The 17,965-nt window shown below is 68.4% G+C and carries 11 protein-coding genes and 7 pseudogenes; 6 read left to right on the top strand and 12 right to left on the bottom strand.

Annotation, left to right across the window (positions count from 1 at the left end; genetic code table 11):
- Positions 1–108 precede the first annotated feature (108 nt).
- Positions 109–1,239, top strand: a complete 1,131-nt coding sequence (locus KAE78_RS12655; RefSeq protein WP_223171078.1) for an acyltransferase family protein — start codon at positions 109–111, stop codon at positions 1,237–1,239.
- A 100-nt stretch (positions 1,240–1,339) separates the two neighbouring features.
- Positions 1,340–2,341, top strand: a pseudogene (locus tag KAE78_RS12650) (isopenicillin N synthase family dioxygenase).
- A 273-nt stretch (positions 2,342–2,614) separates the two neighbouring features.
- Here the strand turns inward: KAE78_RS12650 and rpsO are convergent.
- Positions 2,615–2,883, bottom strand: a pseudogene (rpsO, locus tag KAE78_RS12645) (30S ribosomal protein S15).
- A 159-nt stretch (positions 2,884–3,042) separates the two neighbouring features.
- Here rpsO and KAE78_RS12640 point away from each other — a divergent pair.
- A complete protein-coding gene (locus KAE78_RS12640) occupies positions 3,043–3,213 on the top strand; it encodes a DUF167 domain-containing protein (protein WP_223171077.1) in 171 nt (56 codons plus the stop codon).
- A gap of 118 nt (positions 3,214–3,331) precedes the next feature.
- Entirely contained in the window at positions 3,332–4,558 is a 1,227-nt protein-coding gene (locus KAE78_RS12635; protein WP_262927868.1) for an MFS transporter, read from the top strand.
- A gap of 37 nt (positions 4,559–4,595) precedes the next feature.
- Here the strand turns inward: KAE78_RS12635 and KAE78_RS12630 are convergent.
- The 3 genes and pseudogenes from KAE78_RS12630 to KAE78_RS12620 form a co-directional block, all read right to left on the bottom strand.
- Positions 4,596–4,963, bottom strand: a pseudogene (locus KAE78_RS12630) (FKBP-type peptidyl-prolyl cis-trans isomerase).
- Positions 4,964–5,381: 418 nt separating this feature from the next.
- The gene (locus KAE78_RS12625; RefSeq protein ID WP_262927664.1) at positions 5,382–6,194 is read right to left on the bottom strand and encodes a PrsW family intramembrane metalloprotease; all 813 of its coding nucleotides are present in this window, start codon (positions 6,192–6,194) and stop codon (positions 5,382–5,384) included.
- Positions 6,195–6,202: 8 nt separating this feature from the next.
- Positions 6,203–6,604, bottom strand: a complete 402-nt coding sequence (locus KAE78_RS12620) for a hypothetical protein (protein WP_223171074.1) — start codon at positions 6,602–6,604, stop codon at positions 6,203–6,205.
- A gap of 80 nt (positions 6,605–6,684) precedes the next feature.
- Between KAE78_RS12620 and KAE78_RS12615 the strand changes: the two genes are divergently transcribed.
- On the top strand, positions 6,685–7,554 hold the full coding sequence (locus KAE78_RS12615; RefSeq protein ID WP_223171073.1) for a fumarylacetoacetate hydrolase family protein: 870 nt from the start codon (positions 6,685–6,687) through the stop codon (positions 7,552–7,554).
- A gap of 78 nt (positions 7,555–7,632) precedes the next feature.
- Here KAE78_RS12615 and KAE78_RS12610 read toward each other — a convergent pair whose 3' ends face one another.
- The 6 genes and pseudogenes from KAE78_RS12610 to KAE78_RS12590 all read right to left on the bottom strand — a co-directional run bounded on the left by KAE78_RS12610 (position 7,633) and on the right by KAE78_RS12590 (position 12,098).
- Positions 7,633–7,923 carry a DUF4190 domain-containing protein gene (locus KAE78_RS12610; RefSeq protein ID WP_223171072.1) on the bottom strand — a complete coding sequence of 97 codons (291 nt, stop codon included), beginning with the start codon at positions 7,921–7,923 and terminating at the stop codon, positions 7,633–7,635.
- A 185-nt stretch (positions 7,924–8,108) separates the two neighbouring features.
- A complete protein-coding gene (locus KAE78_RS12605; protein ID WP_223171071.1) occupies positions 8,109–9,566 on the bottom strand; it encodes an aspartate ammonia-lyase in 1,458 nt (485 codons plus the stop codon).
- Positions 9,567–9,612: 46 nt separating this feature from the next.
- A complete protein-coding gene (locus KAE78_RS12600; RefSeq protein ID WP_223171070.1) occupies positions 9,613–10,530 on the bottom strand; it encodes a metallophosphoesterase in 918 nt (305 codons plus the stop codon).
- A gap of 35 nt (positions 10,531–10,565) precedes the next feature.
- A complete protein-coding gene (locus KAE78_RS19885) occupies positions 10,566–10,775 on the bottom strand; it encodes a hypothetical protein (RefSeq protein ID WP_411155946.1) in 210 nt (69 codons plus the stop codon).
- Complete coding sequence (locus tag KAE78_RS19880) at positions 10,769–10,900, bottom strand: hypothetical protein (RefSeq protein ID WP_411155945.1); 132 nt, start codon at positions 10,898–10,900, stop codon at positions 10,769–10,771. The genes KAE78_RS19885 and KAE78_RS19880 overlap by 7 nt, the downstream gene beginning before the upstream one ends.
- Positions 10,897–12,098: pseudogene (locus tag KAE78_RS12590) on the bottom strand (anion permease). Before KAE78_RS12590 ends, KAE78_RS19880 begins: the two are co-directional and overlap by 4 nt.
- A 246-nt stretch (positions 12,099–12,344) precedes the next feature.
- Here KAE78_RS12590 and KAE78_RS12585 point away from each other — a divergent pair.
- Positions 12,345–14,452: pseudogene (locus tag KAE78_RS12585) on the top strand (S9 family peptidase).
- A 175-nt stretch (positions 14,453–14,627) separates the two neighbouring features.
- Here the strand turns inward: KAE78_RS12585 and KAE78_RS12580 are convergent.
- Together KAE78_RS12580 and KAE78_RS12575 are read right to left on the bottom strand one after the other, a co-directional pair.
- Positions 14,628–15,654: pseudogene (locus tag KAE78_RS12580) on the bottom strand (ATP-dependent 6-phosphofructokinase).
- Positions 15,655–15,765: 111 nt separating this feature from the next.
- Positions 15,766–17,904 (bottom strand): annotated as a pseudogene (locus KAE78_RS12575) (DEAD/DEAH box helicase).
- Between the last annotated feature and the right edge of the window lie 61 nt (positions 17,905–17,965).

Genomic DNA, 17,965 nt, shown 5'->3' with positions numbered 1-17,965 from the left:
ATCGTGTTCTCCGCTCTCGGATGCTGCGGCATCCGATATTTATGCAAGTGAATGTATCTGTTGCAACGGCTCCCCGCCATCATTATTCCCGGCGAGTACGCTCGAACGATGAGCAATGCCGCCCGCACGCCCGCAGGTCCCGTCACCGGGCCCATGCGGCGCGCCACCCGCCGAGTGCCCTTCTGGGACAACGCCCGCTTCGCCTGCATCACCCTCGTCGTCACCGGCCACGCCATCCAGCGCCTCACGCTCGACTCCGATGTCAGCATGGCGCTGTACCTGCTGCTGTACGCCTTCCACATGCCGGCCTTCGCCCTCATCTCGGGCTACTTCTCCAAGGCGGGCGCGCTCACCAAGCGCCAGATGGCGAGGATCATCACCGACATCATCCTCCCCTACGTCATCTTCGAGATGCTGTGGACGCTGACCCGGTGGCTCGTCGAGGGCAATGCCGATCCCAACCTCACCAAGCCCTCGTGGACCCTGTGGTTCCTCCTCGCGCTCGGCATCTTCCGGCTCGTGCTCCCCTACCTCGCGCTGCTGCGGTGGCCCCTGCTCTGGACCGTCATGGCCTCGGTCGCGGTCGGCTACCTCACCAACGTCGACCAGACCTTCTCCCTGGCCCGCACCCTCGGACTCCTGCCCTTCTTCACGCTCGGCTGGTGGCTGCGCGAGCACGACATCATCGAACGCTTCCGGCTGATGGACCGTCGGCCGTGGTGGCTGCGCGGTCTCGCCGTCCTCACCTTCGGCATGGCCGGCTGGGTGATGTGGTTCTGGGTGGACACCTGGCAGGACGTGGACCTGGTCCGCTGGTTCTTCTACGCCCAGTCCTATGAGGCGGTGGGCGCCTTCGAGTGGTGGGCCGGTGGCATCCGGCTGCTGCAGATCGCCGTCGCCCTCGTGCTGTCGTTGGCGTTCTTCATCATCATCCCGCGCCGGAAGCAGTGGTGGACGACGCTCGGTCAGTACACGATGTACGTCTACCTGCTGCACTCCTTCGTGATCTATCCGATGAGGCAGACCGGCGTGCACCACTATCTCGAGCCGACGTGGCTCTGGCTGCCGGCGATGATCGTCGTCTCCGTGCTCATCACGCTCGCTCTGGCGTCCAGGCCCGTGCGGGCCGTGTTCCGGCCGCTCATCGAGCCGCGACCCGCGTGGCTGTTCGCCGACCCTGCCCTGGCCGCACGCGAGGAGCGCCGCAGCGACCCCACCGGATCTCGCCGCTCAGGGTGAGCCGGACCGGCACGAGCCCCGTCCCGGCGCTTCGTAACAAAGCCGGATTCCGGGTGAAACATGGCGCGAATCGGGCTCCGGAGTCGCTTAGCCTCGTGTCATGTCCACACCAGACCTTCCCGTTCTCGATCTGTCCCTCCTCGACCAGGGAGACGAAGCCGCCGCCCGCTTCCGTTCCGAGCTGCGCACCGCCACCCATGAGGTCGGCTTCTTCTACCTCACCGGCACCGGCGTGCCGCCGGAGCTCTTCGAGCGGCTGCACGCCGTCGCACGCGCGTTCTTCGATCTGCCCGAGGCCGAGAAGCTCGCGATCGAGAACGTGAAGAGCCCCCAGTTCCGCGGCTACACCCGCACGGGCGGAGAACTCACCCAAGGCAAGGTCGACTGGCGTGAGCAGATCGACATCGGGCCAGAACGAGCACCCGTCTCCGGCGGCGCCACATACAACCGGCTCACCGGGCCGAACCTCTGGCCCGATGCACAGCCAGAGCTGCGCGAAGTGGTCGAGGAGTGGTTCGATCAGCTCAGCGGCGTCGCCCGCAAGCTGCTGCGCAGCTGGGCGCTGGCGCTGGGGCACCTGAGTCGCACTTCGACGCCAGCTTCGAGGACCCGGCCACGCTGGTCAAGATCGTACGCTACCCGGGAACCGACGCGCCGGAGCCCCAGCAGGGGTGGGCGCCCACAAGGACGGCGGCGTCCTGACGCTCCTGTGGGTCGAACCGGGCAAGGGCGGACTGCAGGTCGAGCGCGACGGCGCATGGGTGGATGCACCGTCGATCGAGGGCACCTTCGTCGTCAACATCGGGGAGATGCTCGAGTATGCGACCGGCGGATACTTGAAGGCGACCAACCACAGGGTCGTCTCCCCCGGGCTCCGCAGGATCGCATCTCCGTGCCGTTCTTCTTCAACCCGGCGCTGAACGCACAGGTCCCGGTCATCGAGCTGCCCGCCGACCTGAAGGCCCAGGCCCGCGGTGTGGGCGATGAGTCCTCGAACCCGATCGACGGAGTGTACGGCGAGAACGCCCTCCGCTACCGCCTCCGCGCCCACCCGAACGTCGCCGCCATTCACCACCCCGACCTTGTGGCGGCATCCGTCTGAGGCACCAGCCCTGTACCGCCGCGTGTCGCCACGGATGCAGGGAGTTCCTGCGGATGTCGGAGATTCCTCCGGCGGGTCTCCGACATCCGTGGAGCAGCTCTGCATCTATGGCTTGACGCCGGGAATGACGAAGGCCGCCCCACCGGGGCGGCCTTCTCAAGAATGTTTTGCGCGATTGAACGCTGGTCGGTGCCTTATCGGCGGAGTCCGAGGCGCTCGTACTTCGACACGCTCCCTCCGGTCGCTGCTCAGCAACCGGAAGGCAGCCTTCGCCTAGCGGCGCAGGCCCAAACGCTCAATAAGAGAGCGGTAGCGCTCGATGTCGATGTCCTGGAGGTAGCCGAGCAGACGACGGCGCTGACCGACGAGCAGAAAGAGCCCACGACGCGAGTGGTGGTCGTGCTTGTGCTCCTTGAGGTGCTCGGTGAGGTCCTTGATGCGCTGCGTCAGCATTGCGACCTGCACCTCGGGGATCCGGTGTCACCGGGGTGCGTCGCGTACTCTTCGATGATCGCCTTCTTGACGTCTGCTTCCAGTGCCATAGATTCGATCCCCTTTCACTCGTTGCGCGGCGCCCCGCACCTGGCGTGTGGGGCTCTCTTTATCCGCGGCCGATCAAACGGCAACCACAAGAGTCTACCAGTCGGGATCGGATGCCGCAGACCAGCCCCGACCCGCGGGAACCCCGATAGCCTCGTCTGGTGCAGTACACCGTCCGCGTGAAGCCCGGCAGCAAGAAGGGTCCCCTCGTCGAGGAGGACGAGAAGGGCGATCTCACCGTCTTCGTCCGCGAGCGCGCTGTCGACGGTGCCGCGAACAAGGGGTCGAGCGGACCCTGGCCGCCCACTTCAGCGTCGCACCCTCCCGGGTGACGATCCTGCGCGGTCACGCCTCGCGCATCAAGCGCGTCGAGGTCGACGAGTGAGCGCCGAGCGGCGCGGCCACTTCATCGACCTGCGCCCCCTGAAGACGAGTCCGGCCTTCGCCCGGATGTGGGTGGGATCCACGCTCGCCGGTCTCGGCGGCCAGCTCACGATCGTCACCGTGATGCTGCACGTGTTCACCCTCACCGGGAGCACCTTCGCCGTCGCGATGGTCGCGGTGGCGGGCCTGGTCCCGATGATCCTCGCCGGCCTCTACGGCGGCATGCTCGCCGACGCCTTCGACCGACGGCGCATCGCCCTCATCGCCGCGACCATCACCTTCCTCTCCACCGCTCTCCTCGCGGCCCTCACGTGGGCGCAGTGGGAGACGATCTGGTGGCTGTACGCACTCAGCATGATCAACTCCGCCGCGAACTCGGTCGGCATGGCCACTCGCAGCGCGATCGTGCCCCGGCTCATCCCCCGCGATCAGCTGGCCGCGGCATCCGCCCTCCAGGGGATGACCTTCGGCCTCATGGTCATGGTCGGTCCCGCCCTCGCCGGGCTTCTGGTGGCCTGGACGGGCTACGGATGGACCTACACGGTCGATGTGCTCCTCATGCTCGCGATGTTCCTGGGTCTGTGGTCGCTGCCGGCACTCAGGCCCGAGGGCGAGACCGTGCGACCAGGCCTGGCCTCGCTCGTGGACGGCTGGAGATTCCTGAAGCGTTCGACGAACATCCGGATGCAGTACATCCTCGACCTCATCGCCATGACCTTCGGCCAGCCGCTCGCGCTCTTCCCCGCCCTCGGCACCGTGCTGCTCGGCGGCGGCGCGATCACGACCGGCCTGCTGACGGCGGCCGTGGCCGCCGGCACGTTCCTGTCGAGCCTGTTCTCGGGCAGGATCGTGCGCTACCGCTGGCACGGCCGGGGCATCGCCCGCGCCGTGCAGGCCTACGGCGCGGCGATCCTCCTGTTCGGTGTGGTCCTGCTGTGCGGCGTGTGGGGTCCCGAGGTGGGCGAGACCTCGCCCAACCTGGCGCTCATCGTGCTCGCCTGCCTCGCCCTGGCGCTCTCCGGGGCCGCCGACAACGTCAGCGCGATCTATCGCCAGACCATGATGCAGTCCTCCGTCCCCGACGCGATGCGCGGCCGGCTGCAGGGGGTCTTCATCGTCGTCGTCGCCGGCGGACCGCGCCTGGGCGCCCTCTACGTCGGGCTGCTGTCCGCCTTCGGCGCGCTGTGGTTCCCCCCTCTGCTGGGCGGCATCGTCATCATCGCGCTCGTCGCGGTGATCGTCCGGGGCGCACGAGGATTCCTCGCCTACGACGCGGAGAACCCCGCGCCCTGAGCGGGCCACGAGGTTCTCGGGTCTGGGCGAACGGTGTTCAGCCGACGCCCACGAGGTCGATGATGAAGATGAGGGTCTTCCCGGAGAGGAAGTGCCCCCGCCCGCCTCGCCGTAGGCCAGGTGGGGCGGGATGACCAGCTCGCGACGCCCGCCGACCTTCATGCCGGGGATGCCCTCCTGCCAGCCCTGGATGAGTCCGCGCAGCGGGAACTGGATCGTCTCGCCGCGCCCCCACGACGAGTCGAACTCCTCGCCGGAGTCGAACTCGACCCCTGCGTAGTGCACGGTCACGGTGTCGCCGGGCTTCGCCTCGGCGCCGTCGCCTTCGATGAGGTCGCGGATCTTCAGCTCCGTCGGAGCGGGACCGGTGGGTGCGTCGAACTCGGGCTTGGTGCGATCTGTCATGGTTCCATCCAACCCGAGCGGCAGGGCGCGGTCAATGCGACGTGCGGATGCCGCGGCAACCGCTGCCGCCTGCTCCACATCATCGTGGCGGTCGGCGATGTGAAAACGAACGAGGAGGGTCTTGACAGAGGGAAAACTCCGAGGCACCCTGGAAACAGTTCAACTCAGCGCCCGGGAGACTCGCAGGCATCGCCGCAGCACCGGGCGCTGAGTCTTGCTACGACCGGGCTCAATGCGCGAAGCGCCTTGAGCCCGGTCGTAGCAAGGTTGAGCAAGCACGCCGCAGGCGAGCGCGTCGAAACCTCAACCTTTCGATTCAATGCGCGAAGCGCGTTGAGCCCGGTCGTAGCAAGGTTGAGCAAGCACGCCGCAGGCGAGCGCGTCGAAACCTCTCGACGATCGCCGACGAGGTCGATCCTCAGTAGGCCAGCAGCGCCTGCCGCGTCGCGGTCGTGCGCGCCAGCAGCATCCGCTCGCGCTCGGCCGTGTGCGGGTCGCGGCCGGAGATCGCCCGCTGCCGCAGGGCCGCAAGGGCCGTCGCATCCTTGATGAAGCTCTTCATGAGCTCGGTGCGGTCGCCGCGCAACGCTGCGGCCCAGGCAAGGCCCGCGCGGCGTCCCTGCTTGGTCGCGAGCATCGTGACCTCCTGAGGGGTGAACCAGCCGGCGTGCGCATAGTCGCCGAGCCGCTCGTAGGTGAGACGGGCCTCTTCGCGCCGGAGTGCGACGATCGCGAGGATGAAGCCGACGAACAGCGGGATCTGCAGCGTCACATAGAGGGCGAAGAAGTTGGCGTAGACGGCCGAGCCGTTCCAGAAGGCGTGCAGCACGATCGCGCCGAGGAGTCCGACCAGCCCCGCGGTGAAGGCGGCGGAGACAGAACCGCCGCGCCGGGCGACGAGGCCGATCGCGAATCCGGTGAGTGCGGTGAACATCGCATGCGCGAAGGGCGACATGATCGCGCGCATGAAGAAGGTGGCCGTCAGCTCAGCTCCCCCGCCCTCGATGAGGCTGACCGCGAAGTACTGGATGTTCTCGGTGAAGGCGAATCCGGCGCCGACGAGGGCCCCGTAGACGACGCCGTCCACGGGGCCGTCGAAGTTGGCCCGGGCGATGACGAAGATGAGGAACACTCCGAGCCCTTTGGCGATCTCCTCCACGATGGGCGCCTGGACGACCGCTGCGAACTCGCTCGAGCGCGGCCCCACCGCCATGGTGAGCGCGAGATCCACCAGCAGCGTCAGCCCGACCGCCGCGATCGCCCCCAGGCGAGAGCGAAGACGACGAGCCCCTTCGGCTCGGGCTCCCAACGGTCGATGTGCCGCACCCCGGCCAGCACGATCGCCAGCGGGATGAGCGCGAGTACGAGTCCGATGCCGGAGGCGACGAGCCCCAGCGCCGTGACGAAGTAGCCGACCAGCGCGAGCAGGGCGAAACCGAGCACGCCGAAGAACCACACCAGAGCGGTGCGGTGGGCGTGCACGGGTGCGGGCGGAACCTGCAGAGGCAGTGGCGCGAGGTGGGAGGACGGCGTCGCCGGCGGTCGATAGCGGGTGGGCTGCTCCAGCGCCGACACGAAGCCGCGGGCCTGGCCCTGCGGAGGACCCGGCTGCGGGGACGGCGACGGCGGAACATAAGTCATACTCCGAGCCTAGAAGATCCTTCCTCAAGATCCTCCAAGGCGTACCCGCTGCCCCTGTCCGCCCGGGTAGCGTAGACGGTATGCGGTTTGCCCATTTGCACCGCCCCGATGACCTCGCACCGCGTCTCGCGGTCGTCGACGGCTCGGAGGCGATCCTCCTCACCGATCTTCTCGACGCGCCTCCGGCGACGCTGCAGGAACTGATCGAGGGCGGTGACGACGCCCTCGCCGCGGTGCGGGAGGCGTTCGCCGCAGGCACCGCTCCGCGGCATCCGCTCGAGGACTTCGCGTTCGACTCCGCAGTGCTGAACCCGCCCGTGGTCCTCGCGGTGGGACTGAACTACGCGGCGCACTCCAGTGAGCTGGGGCTGAAGACGGATGCCGCTCCGACCGTGTTCACGCTGTGGCCGAACTCGCTGGCCGGGCACGGCGGCACGACGTCCTGGCCGCGGGAGCTCAGTCAGGCCGTCGACTACGAGTCGGAGCTGGGCGTCATCATCGGCCGCCCCACCAAGAACGTCACAGCGGATGCCGCGCTCGACAATGTGTGGGGCTATACGGTCGTCAACGACATCACCGCCCGCAACATCCAGTTCTCCGAGGCGCAGTGGTCGCGCTGCAAGTCCTTCGACGGATTCACCCCCACCGGCCCGGTCGTCGTGACCGCCGACGAGATCGCCGATCCCGGCGATCTGCACATCTGGGCGGTCGTGGACGGTCAGACGGTGCAGGACGCCTCGACGAACCAGATGGTGCGCAGCGTCGAGACGCTCATCGCCCACCTCTCCTCGTCGATCACGCTGCTGCCGGGAACCCTGATCTCGACCGGGAGCCCCGGCGGTGCCGGCTACTCGCGCGACCCGCAGATCTTCCTGCGCGACCGCTCGACCGTCTCGGTGGGCATCGACGAGATCGGCACGCTCACGACCCACTGCCGCGTCCTGGACTGACCTCAGAGGGCACACGCAGAACGCCCCGCGCTCGACGAGGTCGGATGCGGGGCGTTCGTTGCTGACGGCGGCCGGAGATCAGCCGCAGGTGTAGGCCACGCCATCGACGATGTGCGTGCCCGGGCCGAGGTCTCCGCAGAGCGCGACCAGGCTGCCGAAGGTCACGATCAGGACGATGCCGACGATGATCTGGATCGCGAGGAAGACGAAACCGAGCACGATCGCCACGGTCGCCGGCGTGTTGCGGACGCCGGCCTTCTTGCTCTGCGACTTCGCCACGAAGCCGAGGATGATGCCGATCAGCGACGCGAAGAAGGCCACGACGAGCGCGACGATCCCGAGCGTCTTGCCGGGAACCGGTGCGGCCACGGCTCCCGGAACAGGGGCGACGGGCGGGGCGGGCTGACCGGGCTGCTCCGGCGGTGTGGGGGATAGGTCATCTCAGGCTCTCTCTCGATGGGGAGTCGTACAGTCGATCACGTACGACCGACCCACCCGAACGTAGCGAGGACGGCACGGGGTGGCAAGCGTCCTCGCCGGTGGCAGAGAAGAGATCAGCTTTCGAGGTCTTCGTCCGCGATGATCGGGATGGCGGCCGTGACCGCCTCGAGCCCCGACAGGCGCGCCGGCGAGAGCTGCTTGTCGACCTCTTCGCGGGTCATGAGTTCGGCCTCGACGACCAGATCGGCGACGTTGCGATGCGTGAGCAGCGCCGTCTTGGCCAGAGCGGCGGATGCGGCATAGCCGATGAACGGCGTCAGCGCCGTGACGACACCGACCGAGGAGCCCACCATGGCGCCCAGGCGGTCTTCGTTGGCGGTGATGCCGTCGACGCAGTTCACCCGCAGCGTCCACATCGCCTGGCGCATCCAGGTGATCGACTGGAAGATCGAGTGGGCGATGACCGGCTCGAAGGCGTTGAGCTGCAGCTGCCCGCCCTCGACGGCCATCGTCACCGTCGTGTCGGCTCCCGCGACGGCGAAAGCGACCTGGTTGACGACCTCGGGGATGACCGGGTTGACCTTTCCGGGCATGATGCTCGATCCCGCCTGCTTCGGCGGGAGGTTGATCTCGCCGAACCCCGCCTGCGGACCCGACGACAGCAGCCGCAGGTCGTTGCAGATCTTCGACAGCTTCATCGCGTTGCGCTTGAGTGTCGACGAGAACGACATGAAGGCACCCGTGTCGCTCGTGGATTCGACGAGGTCTGTCGCCGTGGAGAGGTCGAGCCCGGTGATCTCGCGAAGGTGCCCGAGCACCGATGCCGAGTAGTCGCGGTGCGTCGTGATGCCCGTGCCGATCGCTGTGGCGCCCATGTTGATCTCGAAGAGCAGCGAGGCGTTCTCGGTGAGACGGCTGTGGTCCTCGCCGAGGGTCGTGGCGAAGCCGTGGAACTCCTGCCCGAGCGTCATCGGCACCGCATCCTGCAGCTGCGTGCGCCCGACCTTGAGGATCTCGCGGAACTCCCGCGACTTGCCGAGGAACGACTGTCGCAGCAGGTCGAGCTCTTCCAGCAGTGAGCGCAACGTCAGTGAGAGGCCGATCTTGATCGCCGTCGGATACACGTCGTTGGTCGACTGGCTGCGGTTGGTGTGGTCGATCGGCGAGAGGAAGGCGTAGTCGCCCTTCTCGTGCCCCGCCATCTCGAGGGCGATGTTGGTGATGACCTCATTGGCGTTCATGTTGGTCGAGGTGCCCGCCCCGCCCTGGATCACACCGACCGTGAACTGGTCGTGGAACTCCCCGTCGATGACGCGCTGCGCGGCCCGGTCGATGAGGTCCGCCCGCTCGGCATCCAGTGTGCCGATGTCGCGGTTCGCCCGGGCGCTGGCCTGCTTGACCATCGCCAGCCCTCGGATGAGGTCGGGGTAGACCGAGATCGGCCGCTTCGTGATCGGGAAGTTCGCATCGGCACGGGCGGTGTGGATACCCCAATAGGCGTCCGCGGGGATCTCCATGCTCCCCAGGGAATCGGATTCGGTTCGGGTACGGGCAGGCGCAACTGCGGCCATGACACATCCTTGTGGGTAGGTGGCGGATACACGAAGGGGGATGCCTCTATCCTACGCCGCGACCCTGCTTCCGCGAGAAGATCTCGAGCCGCTGGGCAGGGCTTCGCACGGCCATCTCCTCCGCCCAGGCGGTGGAGAAGACATCGCCTGTCGCGGCATCCGTCACGGGCACGACGGTGTGCGTGATCGTGTCGGGATACACGTGCACCAGCTGGAACGCCTGGGCGGCGTCCATGCCGTTGACCTCCTCCGGAGGACGGGCGGTGTTCATCGTGTAGCAGGTGGCCGACGCCACGCTCACCGGCACCCCTGCGAAGGTGCCGTGCGAGGAGTAGTGCAGATGCCCCGCGAGGATTCCGCGCACGTCGCTCCCCCGGACCACCGACGCCAGCGCGTCCTGGTGCTGCAGCTCCAGGATGCCGAAGAGCGGGATATGACTGGGGATCGGCGGATGGTGCATGGCCAGCAGCGTGCCGTGCGGGGCCGGCGTGGCGAGCTCGGATGCGAGCCACTCCAGCTGTCCGGCATCCAGATCTCCGTGGTGCCAGCCCGGAACGCTCGTATCGAGGGCGATCACGCGCAGCCCGCCCAGGTTCCACACCCCGGTCACAGGCTCCTCGCTCGGCTCGAGCCCGAGGAGCTCGGCCCGCAGCGCCGGGCGCTCGTCGTGGTTGCCCGCGACCCACACGATCGGCGCCCCCAGGCGCTCGGCCACCGGCTCGAAAGCGCCCTTGAGTCGGCGGTAGGCATCCGCCTCTCCGAGGTCGGCGAGATCCCCGGTGATCACCAGCGCATCCGGGTGCGGCGCCGCCTCCGCGATCGCCTCGAGCGTGCGCGCGAACGTCGTCTCCACGTCGAACCGCCCGCCCAGTCGCGCGCCGCCTGCCAGGAAATGCGGATCGCTCAGATGGACGACCGTGTGCGATGCGGGCGGGTGCTGACCGAAGGCGAAGCGTGCGGACATGCCCTCAGCCTATTCAGGAGCAGCGGATGCCGCGCTCAGTGTCCGACGACGAGGATGACGATGCCGATGAGCACCGCGACCGCGCACAGCGCGAAGCAGCCGTAGGCGCCCACGAGCGCGACCTGCTTCTGCCGAGGCGTCAGCGGACTCTTCTTGGCGGCCTTCTCCGCCATCTTCGCCGCGCGCTTGGCCTCCTTGGGCGAGATGATCGTGATCGCGTCCGTGAACTGCGCGGGAGTCACCACCGGCGCCCGCCCGCTGCGCACGAGCAGACGCAGCCCGAGCGCGTAGAAGGTGACGACGGCCCCGGCCCCAGGATCGAGGCGACGAAGACCTGGACGAACGCGGCCCAGTTGATGGCGATGGTCACTTCTTCACCTTCTTCGGCTTGGCGTTCGCGGCTTTCTCGGCCTTCTTCGCCATCCGCTCCCGGCGCGCCTTCTCGGCCGCCTCGGCGCGCAGGATGCGGCGCTGGCGACGGGTGGGCGGCGGCGCGTCGGGAACGTCGACGGCGTGGCCGGACTCGGCGACATCGCTCATCGCGTTCGAGGCGTTGACCTCGTTGCGCTTGGAGTACAGGTACAGGCCGAGGATGATCGCGACCGCGAAGACGGCGTCGATCGCGATGCCCCAGCCGCCGAAGGCGACGACCAGCAGCGCGGCGAGCGCGCCCACGGCGCCGGCCGCAGGGAGGGTGAACAGCCAACCGACCGCGATGCGCCCGGCTGTCCGCCAGCGCACCGCCGCTCCGCGCCGGCCGAGACCGGAACCGATGACCGAGCCGGAAGCGACCTGGGTCGTGGAGAGGGCGAAGCCCAGCGCCGAGGAGGCGAGGATCGTTGCCGAGGTCGACGCCTCGGCGGAGAAGCCCTGGGCGGGCTTGACGTCGGTCAGGCCCTTGCCGAGCGTGCGGATGATGCGCCAGCCGCCGAGGTAGGTGCCCAGGGCGATCGTGACTGCACAGGCCACGATGACCCAGAAGAACGGTCCGTCCCCGTCTCGCTCGGTGACCTGCCATCCGACGGAGATGAGCGCGAGCGTGATGACGCCCATGGTCTTCTGGGCGTCGTTCGTGCCGTGGGCGAGCGCGACGAGCGAAGAGGTGAAGATCTGCCCCAGCGGAAGCCGTCGCGCCCGTCGGGCTTGCCGTCGTAGCGCCGGGTGATGCCGTAGGCGATCTTGGTGACGGTGAACGCGATGATGCCGGCGGTCAGCGGAGCGATGAAGGCGGGCAGGATCACCTTCGACAGCACCACACCGAAGTCGATCCCGGAGGCGCCGACACCCACGAGCGTCGCACCGATGAGACCGCCGAAGAGCGCGTGCGAGGAGCTCGAGGGCAGTCCGAGGAGCCAGGTGAGCATGTTCCAGGAGATCGCGCCGATGAGACCGGCGAAGATCAGCGAGGGGAAGATGTCGGTGCCGACCAGTTGCTCCTCGCGGATCATGCCGCCCGAGATCGTCTTGGCGACCTCGACCGACAAGAAGGCCCCGATGAGGTTCAGGACCGCTGCCAGGAGCACCGCCGTTTTGGGCTTGAGCGCGCCCGTGGCGATCGGCGTCGCCATCGCGTTCGCGGTGTCGTGAAACCCGTTGGTGAAGTCGAAGAAGAGTGCCAGTGCGATCACCAGCAAAACTATGAGGGCTGCGGTTTCCACCGTTCACTTTCCGTCAGAGTGCAGGAAGAGAGGTGTCGACGTGATCGACGTGGCGAACGAAGAGTTCGCCGTGGGTTCATTTCCCGTTAACCGGCCCCGAAAAAGTGTCGCACCGTCACCCGCCGTGGTCAACTCCGGCTCGGCTAACGTGGTGTGGTGACTTCCGACGCACTCCCGGCGCCCCGCGCCGCCCGCCGCTCCCACGTCCGCAGCCACCACGGCGACACCTTCGACGATCCCTATGAGTGGTTGCGCGCGAAGGAGGACCCGGAGGTCATCGCGCATCTCGAAGCCGAGAACGCCTACACGCAGGAGCGCACCGCGCACCTCGAGAACCTGCGCGAGCGCATCTTCGGAGAGATCAAGTCCCGCACGCTCGAGACCGACCTCTCCGTGCCGGCACGCCGCGGCGACTGGTGGTACTACAGCCGCGTCGTCGAGGGCTCGCAGTATGCGCTGCACTGCCGTGCCGCCGTGGAAGACGACCAGTGGGAGCCGCCCGTGCTCGAGCCGGGTGTGCCGGTGCCCGGCGAGGAGATCCTGCTCGACGGCAATGCCGAGGCCGAGGGCCACGAGTTCTTCTCCCTGGGCTCCTTCGGCACCTCCGAAGACGCGACCCTCCTGCTGTGGTCGACCGACTTCGAGGGCGACGAGCGCTACACCGTGCACGTGCGCGACCTCACGACCGGCCAGACCCTTCCCGACGAGATCCCGAACACCGGCGGCGCGTTCTTCACCCCCGACGGCACCGGGATCATCTACACGACCATCGACGAGGCCTGGCGCCCCGACACCCTGTGGCTGCACCGCCTCGGGACGCCGACCGAAGACGACGTGAAGCTCTTCCACGAGCCCGACGAGCGCTACTGGCTGGGTGCCGGGCTCACCCGCAGCCGTCGCTACCTGGTCATCAGCGTCGGATCGAGCATCACCAGCGAGAACTACATCGTCGACGCGGACGACCCCATCGGCGAACCCCGCCTGGTCTGGGAGCGCCGCGAAGGCACCGAGTACGGGGTCGACCACGCCGTCGTGGGCGGCGAAGACCGGCTGTTCATCCTGCACAACGAGGATGCGCTGGACTTCGAGCTCGTCAGTGTCGCGGCATCCGATCCTGCCGGCCCGCGTCGCGTGATCCTCCCCCACACGCCCGGACGACGTCTCGAGGGCATCGACTGCTTCCGCGACTACGCCGCCATCGAGTACCGGCGCGAGGGCCTCACGCGGCTCGGCCTCCTGGACTACGAGTCGGATGCCGTCGAGGAGCTGGAGTTCGACGAGCCCCTCTACTCGGTGGGCACCGGCGGCAACCCGGAGTGGGCCTCGCCCTATCTGCGCCTGGGCTACGGATCCTTCGTGACGCCCGGAAGCGTCTACGAGCTGGAGCTTGCGACCCGGGAGCTGGTGCTGCGCAAGCAGCAGCCGGTGCTCGGCGGCTACGACCCGTCCGCGTACGGGCAGGCCAGGGAGTGGGCCACGGCATCCGACGGCACCCGGGTGCCGATCTCGCTCGTCTGGAAGCGCTCCTTCGGCGCGCCCGGCGACGCGCCCCGGCCGCTCCACCTGTACGGCTACGGCTCGTACGAGGCCTCGATGGACCCGGCGTTCTCGACCATGCGGCTCTCCGAGCTCGATCGCGGCGTGATCTTCGCCATCGCGCATGTGCGCGGCGGCGGCGAGATGGGCCGCCAGTGGTACGAGGACGGCAAGCTCACCCGCAAGAAGAACACCTTCACCGATTTCGTGGCCTGCGCCGAGCACCTCGTGGCGACCGGCTGCACGACGCCCGATCGGATGGTCGCCGAGGGCGGCAGCGCCGGCGGACTGCTCATGGGCGCCGTCGCCAATCTCGCCCCCGAGCTGTTCGCGGGGATCATCGCCGGCGTCCCCTTCGTCGACGCGCTCACCTCGATCCTCGACCCCTCGCTCCCCTCACCGTGATCGAGTGGGACGAGTGGGGCGACCCGCTGCACGACCCCGAGGTGTACGCGTACATGAAGTCGTACACGCCCTACGAGAACGTGCGCGACGGGGTGGAGTACCCCCGCATCCTCGCCGTCACCTCGCTCAACGACACGCGCGTGCTGTACGTCGAACCCGCCAAGTGGGTGGCCCGGCTGCGGGATGCCGCGGCATCCGATGTGCTCCTCAAGTGCGAGATGGTCGCCGGCCACGGCGGCGTGAGCGGTCGCTACAACTCCTGGCGCGAGCGCGCCTTCGAGCTGGCGTGGATCCTCGACGTGCTGGGGCTGGCGGAGGCATAGTCCGGCCAACGTCGCACCGGCGGTCTCAGTTGTTGCGGCATCCGCTCGTCGAAGAGCGCATCTTCTGAGACAGCGAAAGTCGGCTGTCTCAGAAGATGCGAGAAAACCGCCACGGATGCCGCAACAACTGAGACCGGCACCGAGTGGGGGAAGAGAGGAGCGAGTGGGCGCGCGCTCAGCCGAAGAGCGCCGCGGCCTCCTCGTAGCGGTAGAGCGGGACCGTGTTGAGCTCGCCCAGCGCCTCGGCGAAGGGCACGCGCACGATGTCGGTGCCGCGCATCGCCACCATCTGCCCCAGGCCTCGTCCACGAGTGCGTCGGCTGCGTGCAGCCCCAGGCGCGTGGCGAGCACGCGGTCGAAGCCCGAGGGCGAGCCGCCGCGCTGGATGTGGCCGAGCACCGTCGAGCGGGTCTCGATGCCGGTGATGCGCTCGATCTCGGGGCGAGCACCTCGCTGATGCCGCCCAGGCGCGGACGGTTGAAGGCGTCCAGGCCCTTGTCGCTGTACGCCTCGTCCATGCCCTTGAGGGTGAAGCCCTCCGAGACCACCACGAGCGGCGCGCGGCCGCGGTCGTGGGCGCTCGTGACGAGCTCGCAGATCTCGTCGATCGACATGGGCACCTCGGGGATGCAGATCGCATGGGCGCCGGCAGCCATGCCCGCGTGCAGGGCGATCCAGCCGACGTGGCGCCCCATGACCTCGGCCACCATGCAGCGCTGGTGGGAGTCGCCGGTGGTGCGGAGGCGGTCCATCGCATCCGTGGCGATGTTCACCGCGGTGTCGAAGCCGAAGGAGTAGTCGGTGGCGCGCAGGTCGTTGTCGATGGTCTTGGGAACGCCGATGACGTTGATGCCGTCTTTGGCGAGCCGGTCGGCCGCCGCCAGCGTTCCCTCGCCGCCGATCGCGACGATGCCGTCGATGCGGTGCCCGTAGAGCGTCTTGGCGATGTTCTCGGCGCCGCCGCGCTCCCCCTCGTAGGGGTTCGTGCGACTCGTGCCGAGGATCGTGCCGCCGACCTTCGACAGGCCCTTGATCTCGTGCCGCGTCAGCGGGAAGAAGTCGGCGTCGACGACGCCGCGCCAGCCGTCGCGGATGCCGACGAACTCCAGGTCATAGGTGGTCGTGCCCTTGAGGACGATGCCGCGGATGACCGCGTTGAGTCCGGGGCAGTCTCCGCCCGAGGTGAGAATGCCGATCTTCATGCAGGTGCTTCCTTCGATTCGGGGGATAGACGATTCGGGGGATACAGGATGCGGCGACGGTGCCCTTTCAGACACTAGACGATCCGGACGCGGCGTTCCACGCCGAGGGGGTCATGCCGAGCCGAGCGCCTCCCGCAGCAGGTGCATGAGAGCGGCGAGCTGCACGGACTCGCTTGCCGCGGCATCCGACGTGTCGCCGTCGAGTGCGCGCGCGGCCAGTCCTTGCTTCTGGTCGATGAGCTCGGCGATCTTCGTGTCGATCGTGTGCGCGGCGATGATGCGCCACGCGGTGACCGGCTCGTCCTGTCCGATGCGGTGCACGCGGTCGATCGCCTGCGTCTGCTCGGCGGCGGTCCACGACAGCTCGGCGAGCACCACGTTGGACGCGGCCTGCAGGTTCAGCCCCACGCCGGCGGCGGTCAGCGAGCACACGGCGATGCCGACGCTCTCGTCGCCGTTGAAGGCGTCGATGGCCTCCTGGCGGGCGGGGGTCGTCTGGTCGCCGCGGATCGACACCGATCGGATGCCGGAGGCCGCGAAGTGCGCCTCGGCCTGATCCATGACGTCGATGTGCTTCGCGAAGAACACGACCTTGCCCACCGAGCGCTGCAGCTGCGCGGCGTAGTCGGCGGCGAGCCCGGCCTTGGCCTGACCGATCTTGCGCACCATGGTGAAGACGTTGTCTCCCCGGCACCGGCGGCCTTGGACTCCTCGAGCTCGTTGTGGGCGACCAGGCGCACGATGTCGTCGTCGATCTCGCCGGGAGCCAGCCCGCGGTCTCCGCGGGACTCGATGATGCGGCGGTACTTGGCGGCCAGCCGCTCCCCAGCTCGCGCTCGGCCTGGCGGATCGAGCGCCCGAACTCGTCGTCGAGCTCCACGGGGAGGTCGGCGATGAGCTTGTCGGGGAGGTCGGCGGCGACATCCTTCTTCTTGCGCCGCACGATTCCCATCGAGATCACGGCGTCGCGCGCCTCGGCGTAGAAGGCCTTGTCGGCGGGGTGAGGCCGGTCGCATCCAGCTTCTCCATGAGGACGGGGCCGGGCTTGTCGCCCGTCGTCCAGCCCAGGAACCGCCAGATCGCGTCGAAGTCCTCGACGTCGTTGATGAGCGGGGTTCCGGTGAGGGCGAGCATGAGCGGATCGCGCACCTGCTCGCGGATGCGCGAGGCGAGGGCGAGGACGTTCTGCGAGCGCTGCGAGGTGAGGTTCTTGATGAAGTGCGCCTCGTCGACGACCATCCCCTTGAGGCCGATGGAGCTCAGCCACGACAGGTGCCGGTCGAGGATCTCGTAGTTGACGATGAAGATGTCGGCGAAGGCGTCGATGTCGGCGCCGTCGCCGTGGATGACGGTGGCGCGGCGCTGCGGCGTCCAGCGCTCGACCTCGCGCGCCCAGTTCATCTTCACGACGTTGGGCACAACGGCCAGCAGCGGGTAGGCACCGGCGACGGATGCCGCCAGCACCGACTGTGCGGTCTTGCCCAGGCCCGGCTCATCTGCCAGGAGGAACGAGCGATGCCCTTCGCGCACCGACTCCAGGAACCGCGACTGGTGCACCATGATCTCGCGCCCCTTGGGCGAGAGTCGGTCGTACTCGGGCGGTTCGGGCAGCTCCATGCTCGCCGAGGCGCCGCCGGCGCCCGTCTCGAACGCCTTGTACAGGGGGCCCATGAGCTCCCAGTCGTCCAGACGACGGCGGGGGGTCGCGGCGGGCCGCGGGGTGAGATCGGGGGCCAGGAAGGGGTTCGCGAGCTGACGCGACTCGACCGCCGGCGGGATCACCTGGCGCTCGGCGAGCGCCTCGGGGACCACGGGCGCCTTGGCCGCAGGCGCCGCGTCGGTGATGATGAGCTCCTCGGGCGGCAGTTCGGCACCCGACTCCAGCAGCCAATCGCGTCGCATGCGCTTGGCGACGGGGCTCGTGGCCTGGTCGGCCTCGAGCAGCTGGATGAGAGAGGTGTCTCGGGCCGCGGTCTTGGCGAGGATGGTCGCCACGCCGTCGAGTCGCTTGAGGAGCTCTGCTCGCGCGGCATCCGTCAGCTCGGTGTCGGCCTTGACGCGGGCGCGCTCCTCACGCACCAGGAAGGCGATCACCTGGAACTTGACGCGGTTGGTCGGGCCCAGCTTGCCGCGCTGGGCCTTGGCCTCGGTCTCGCGCACCTTGCGCGCGAGGATCGGGATCAATGGTGCCTCGTCGTCTCGACGCGAGGTCTTCTTTCGCCGCTGAGCGGCGGGTGCCGTAGTCGGCATGCTCCTCCTGAGCCTGAATCACAGGACGCCTGCAGGCGTCGGGGTCTTACTCCATGCCCGC

This window comes from Microbacterium sp. NIBRBAC000506063, assembly GCF_017968845.1.
Lineage (GTDB): Bacteria > Actinomycetota > Actinomycetes > Actinomycetales > Microbacteriaceae > Microbacterium.
The sequence above is the reverse complement of the archived record's forward strand: the minus strand, read 5'-3'. Positions and strand labels throughout refer to the sequence as shown.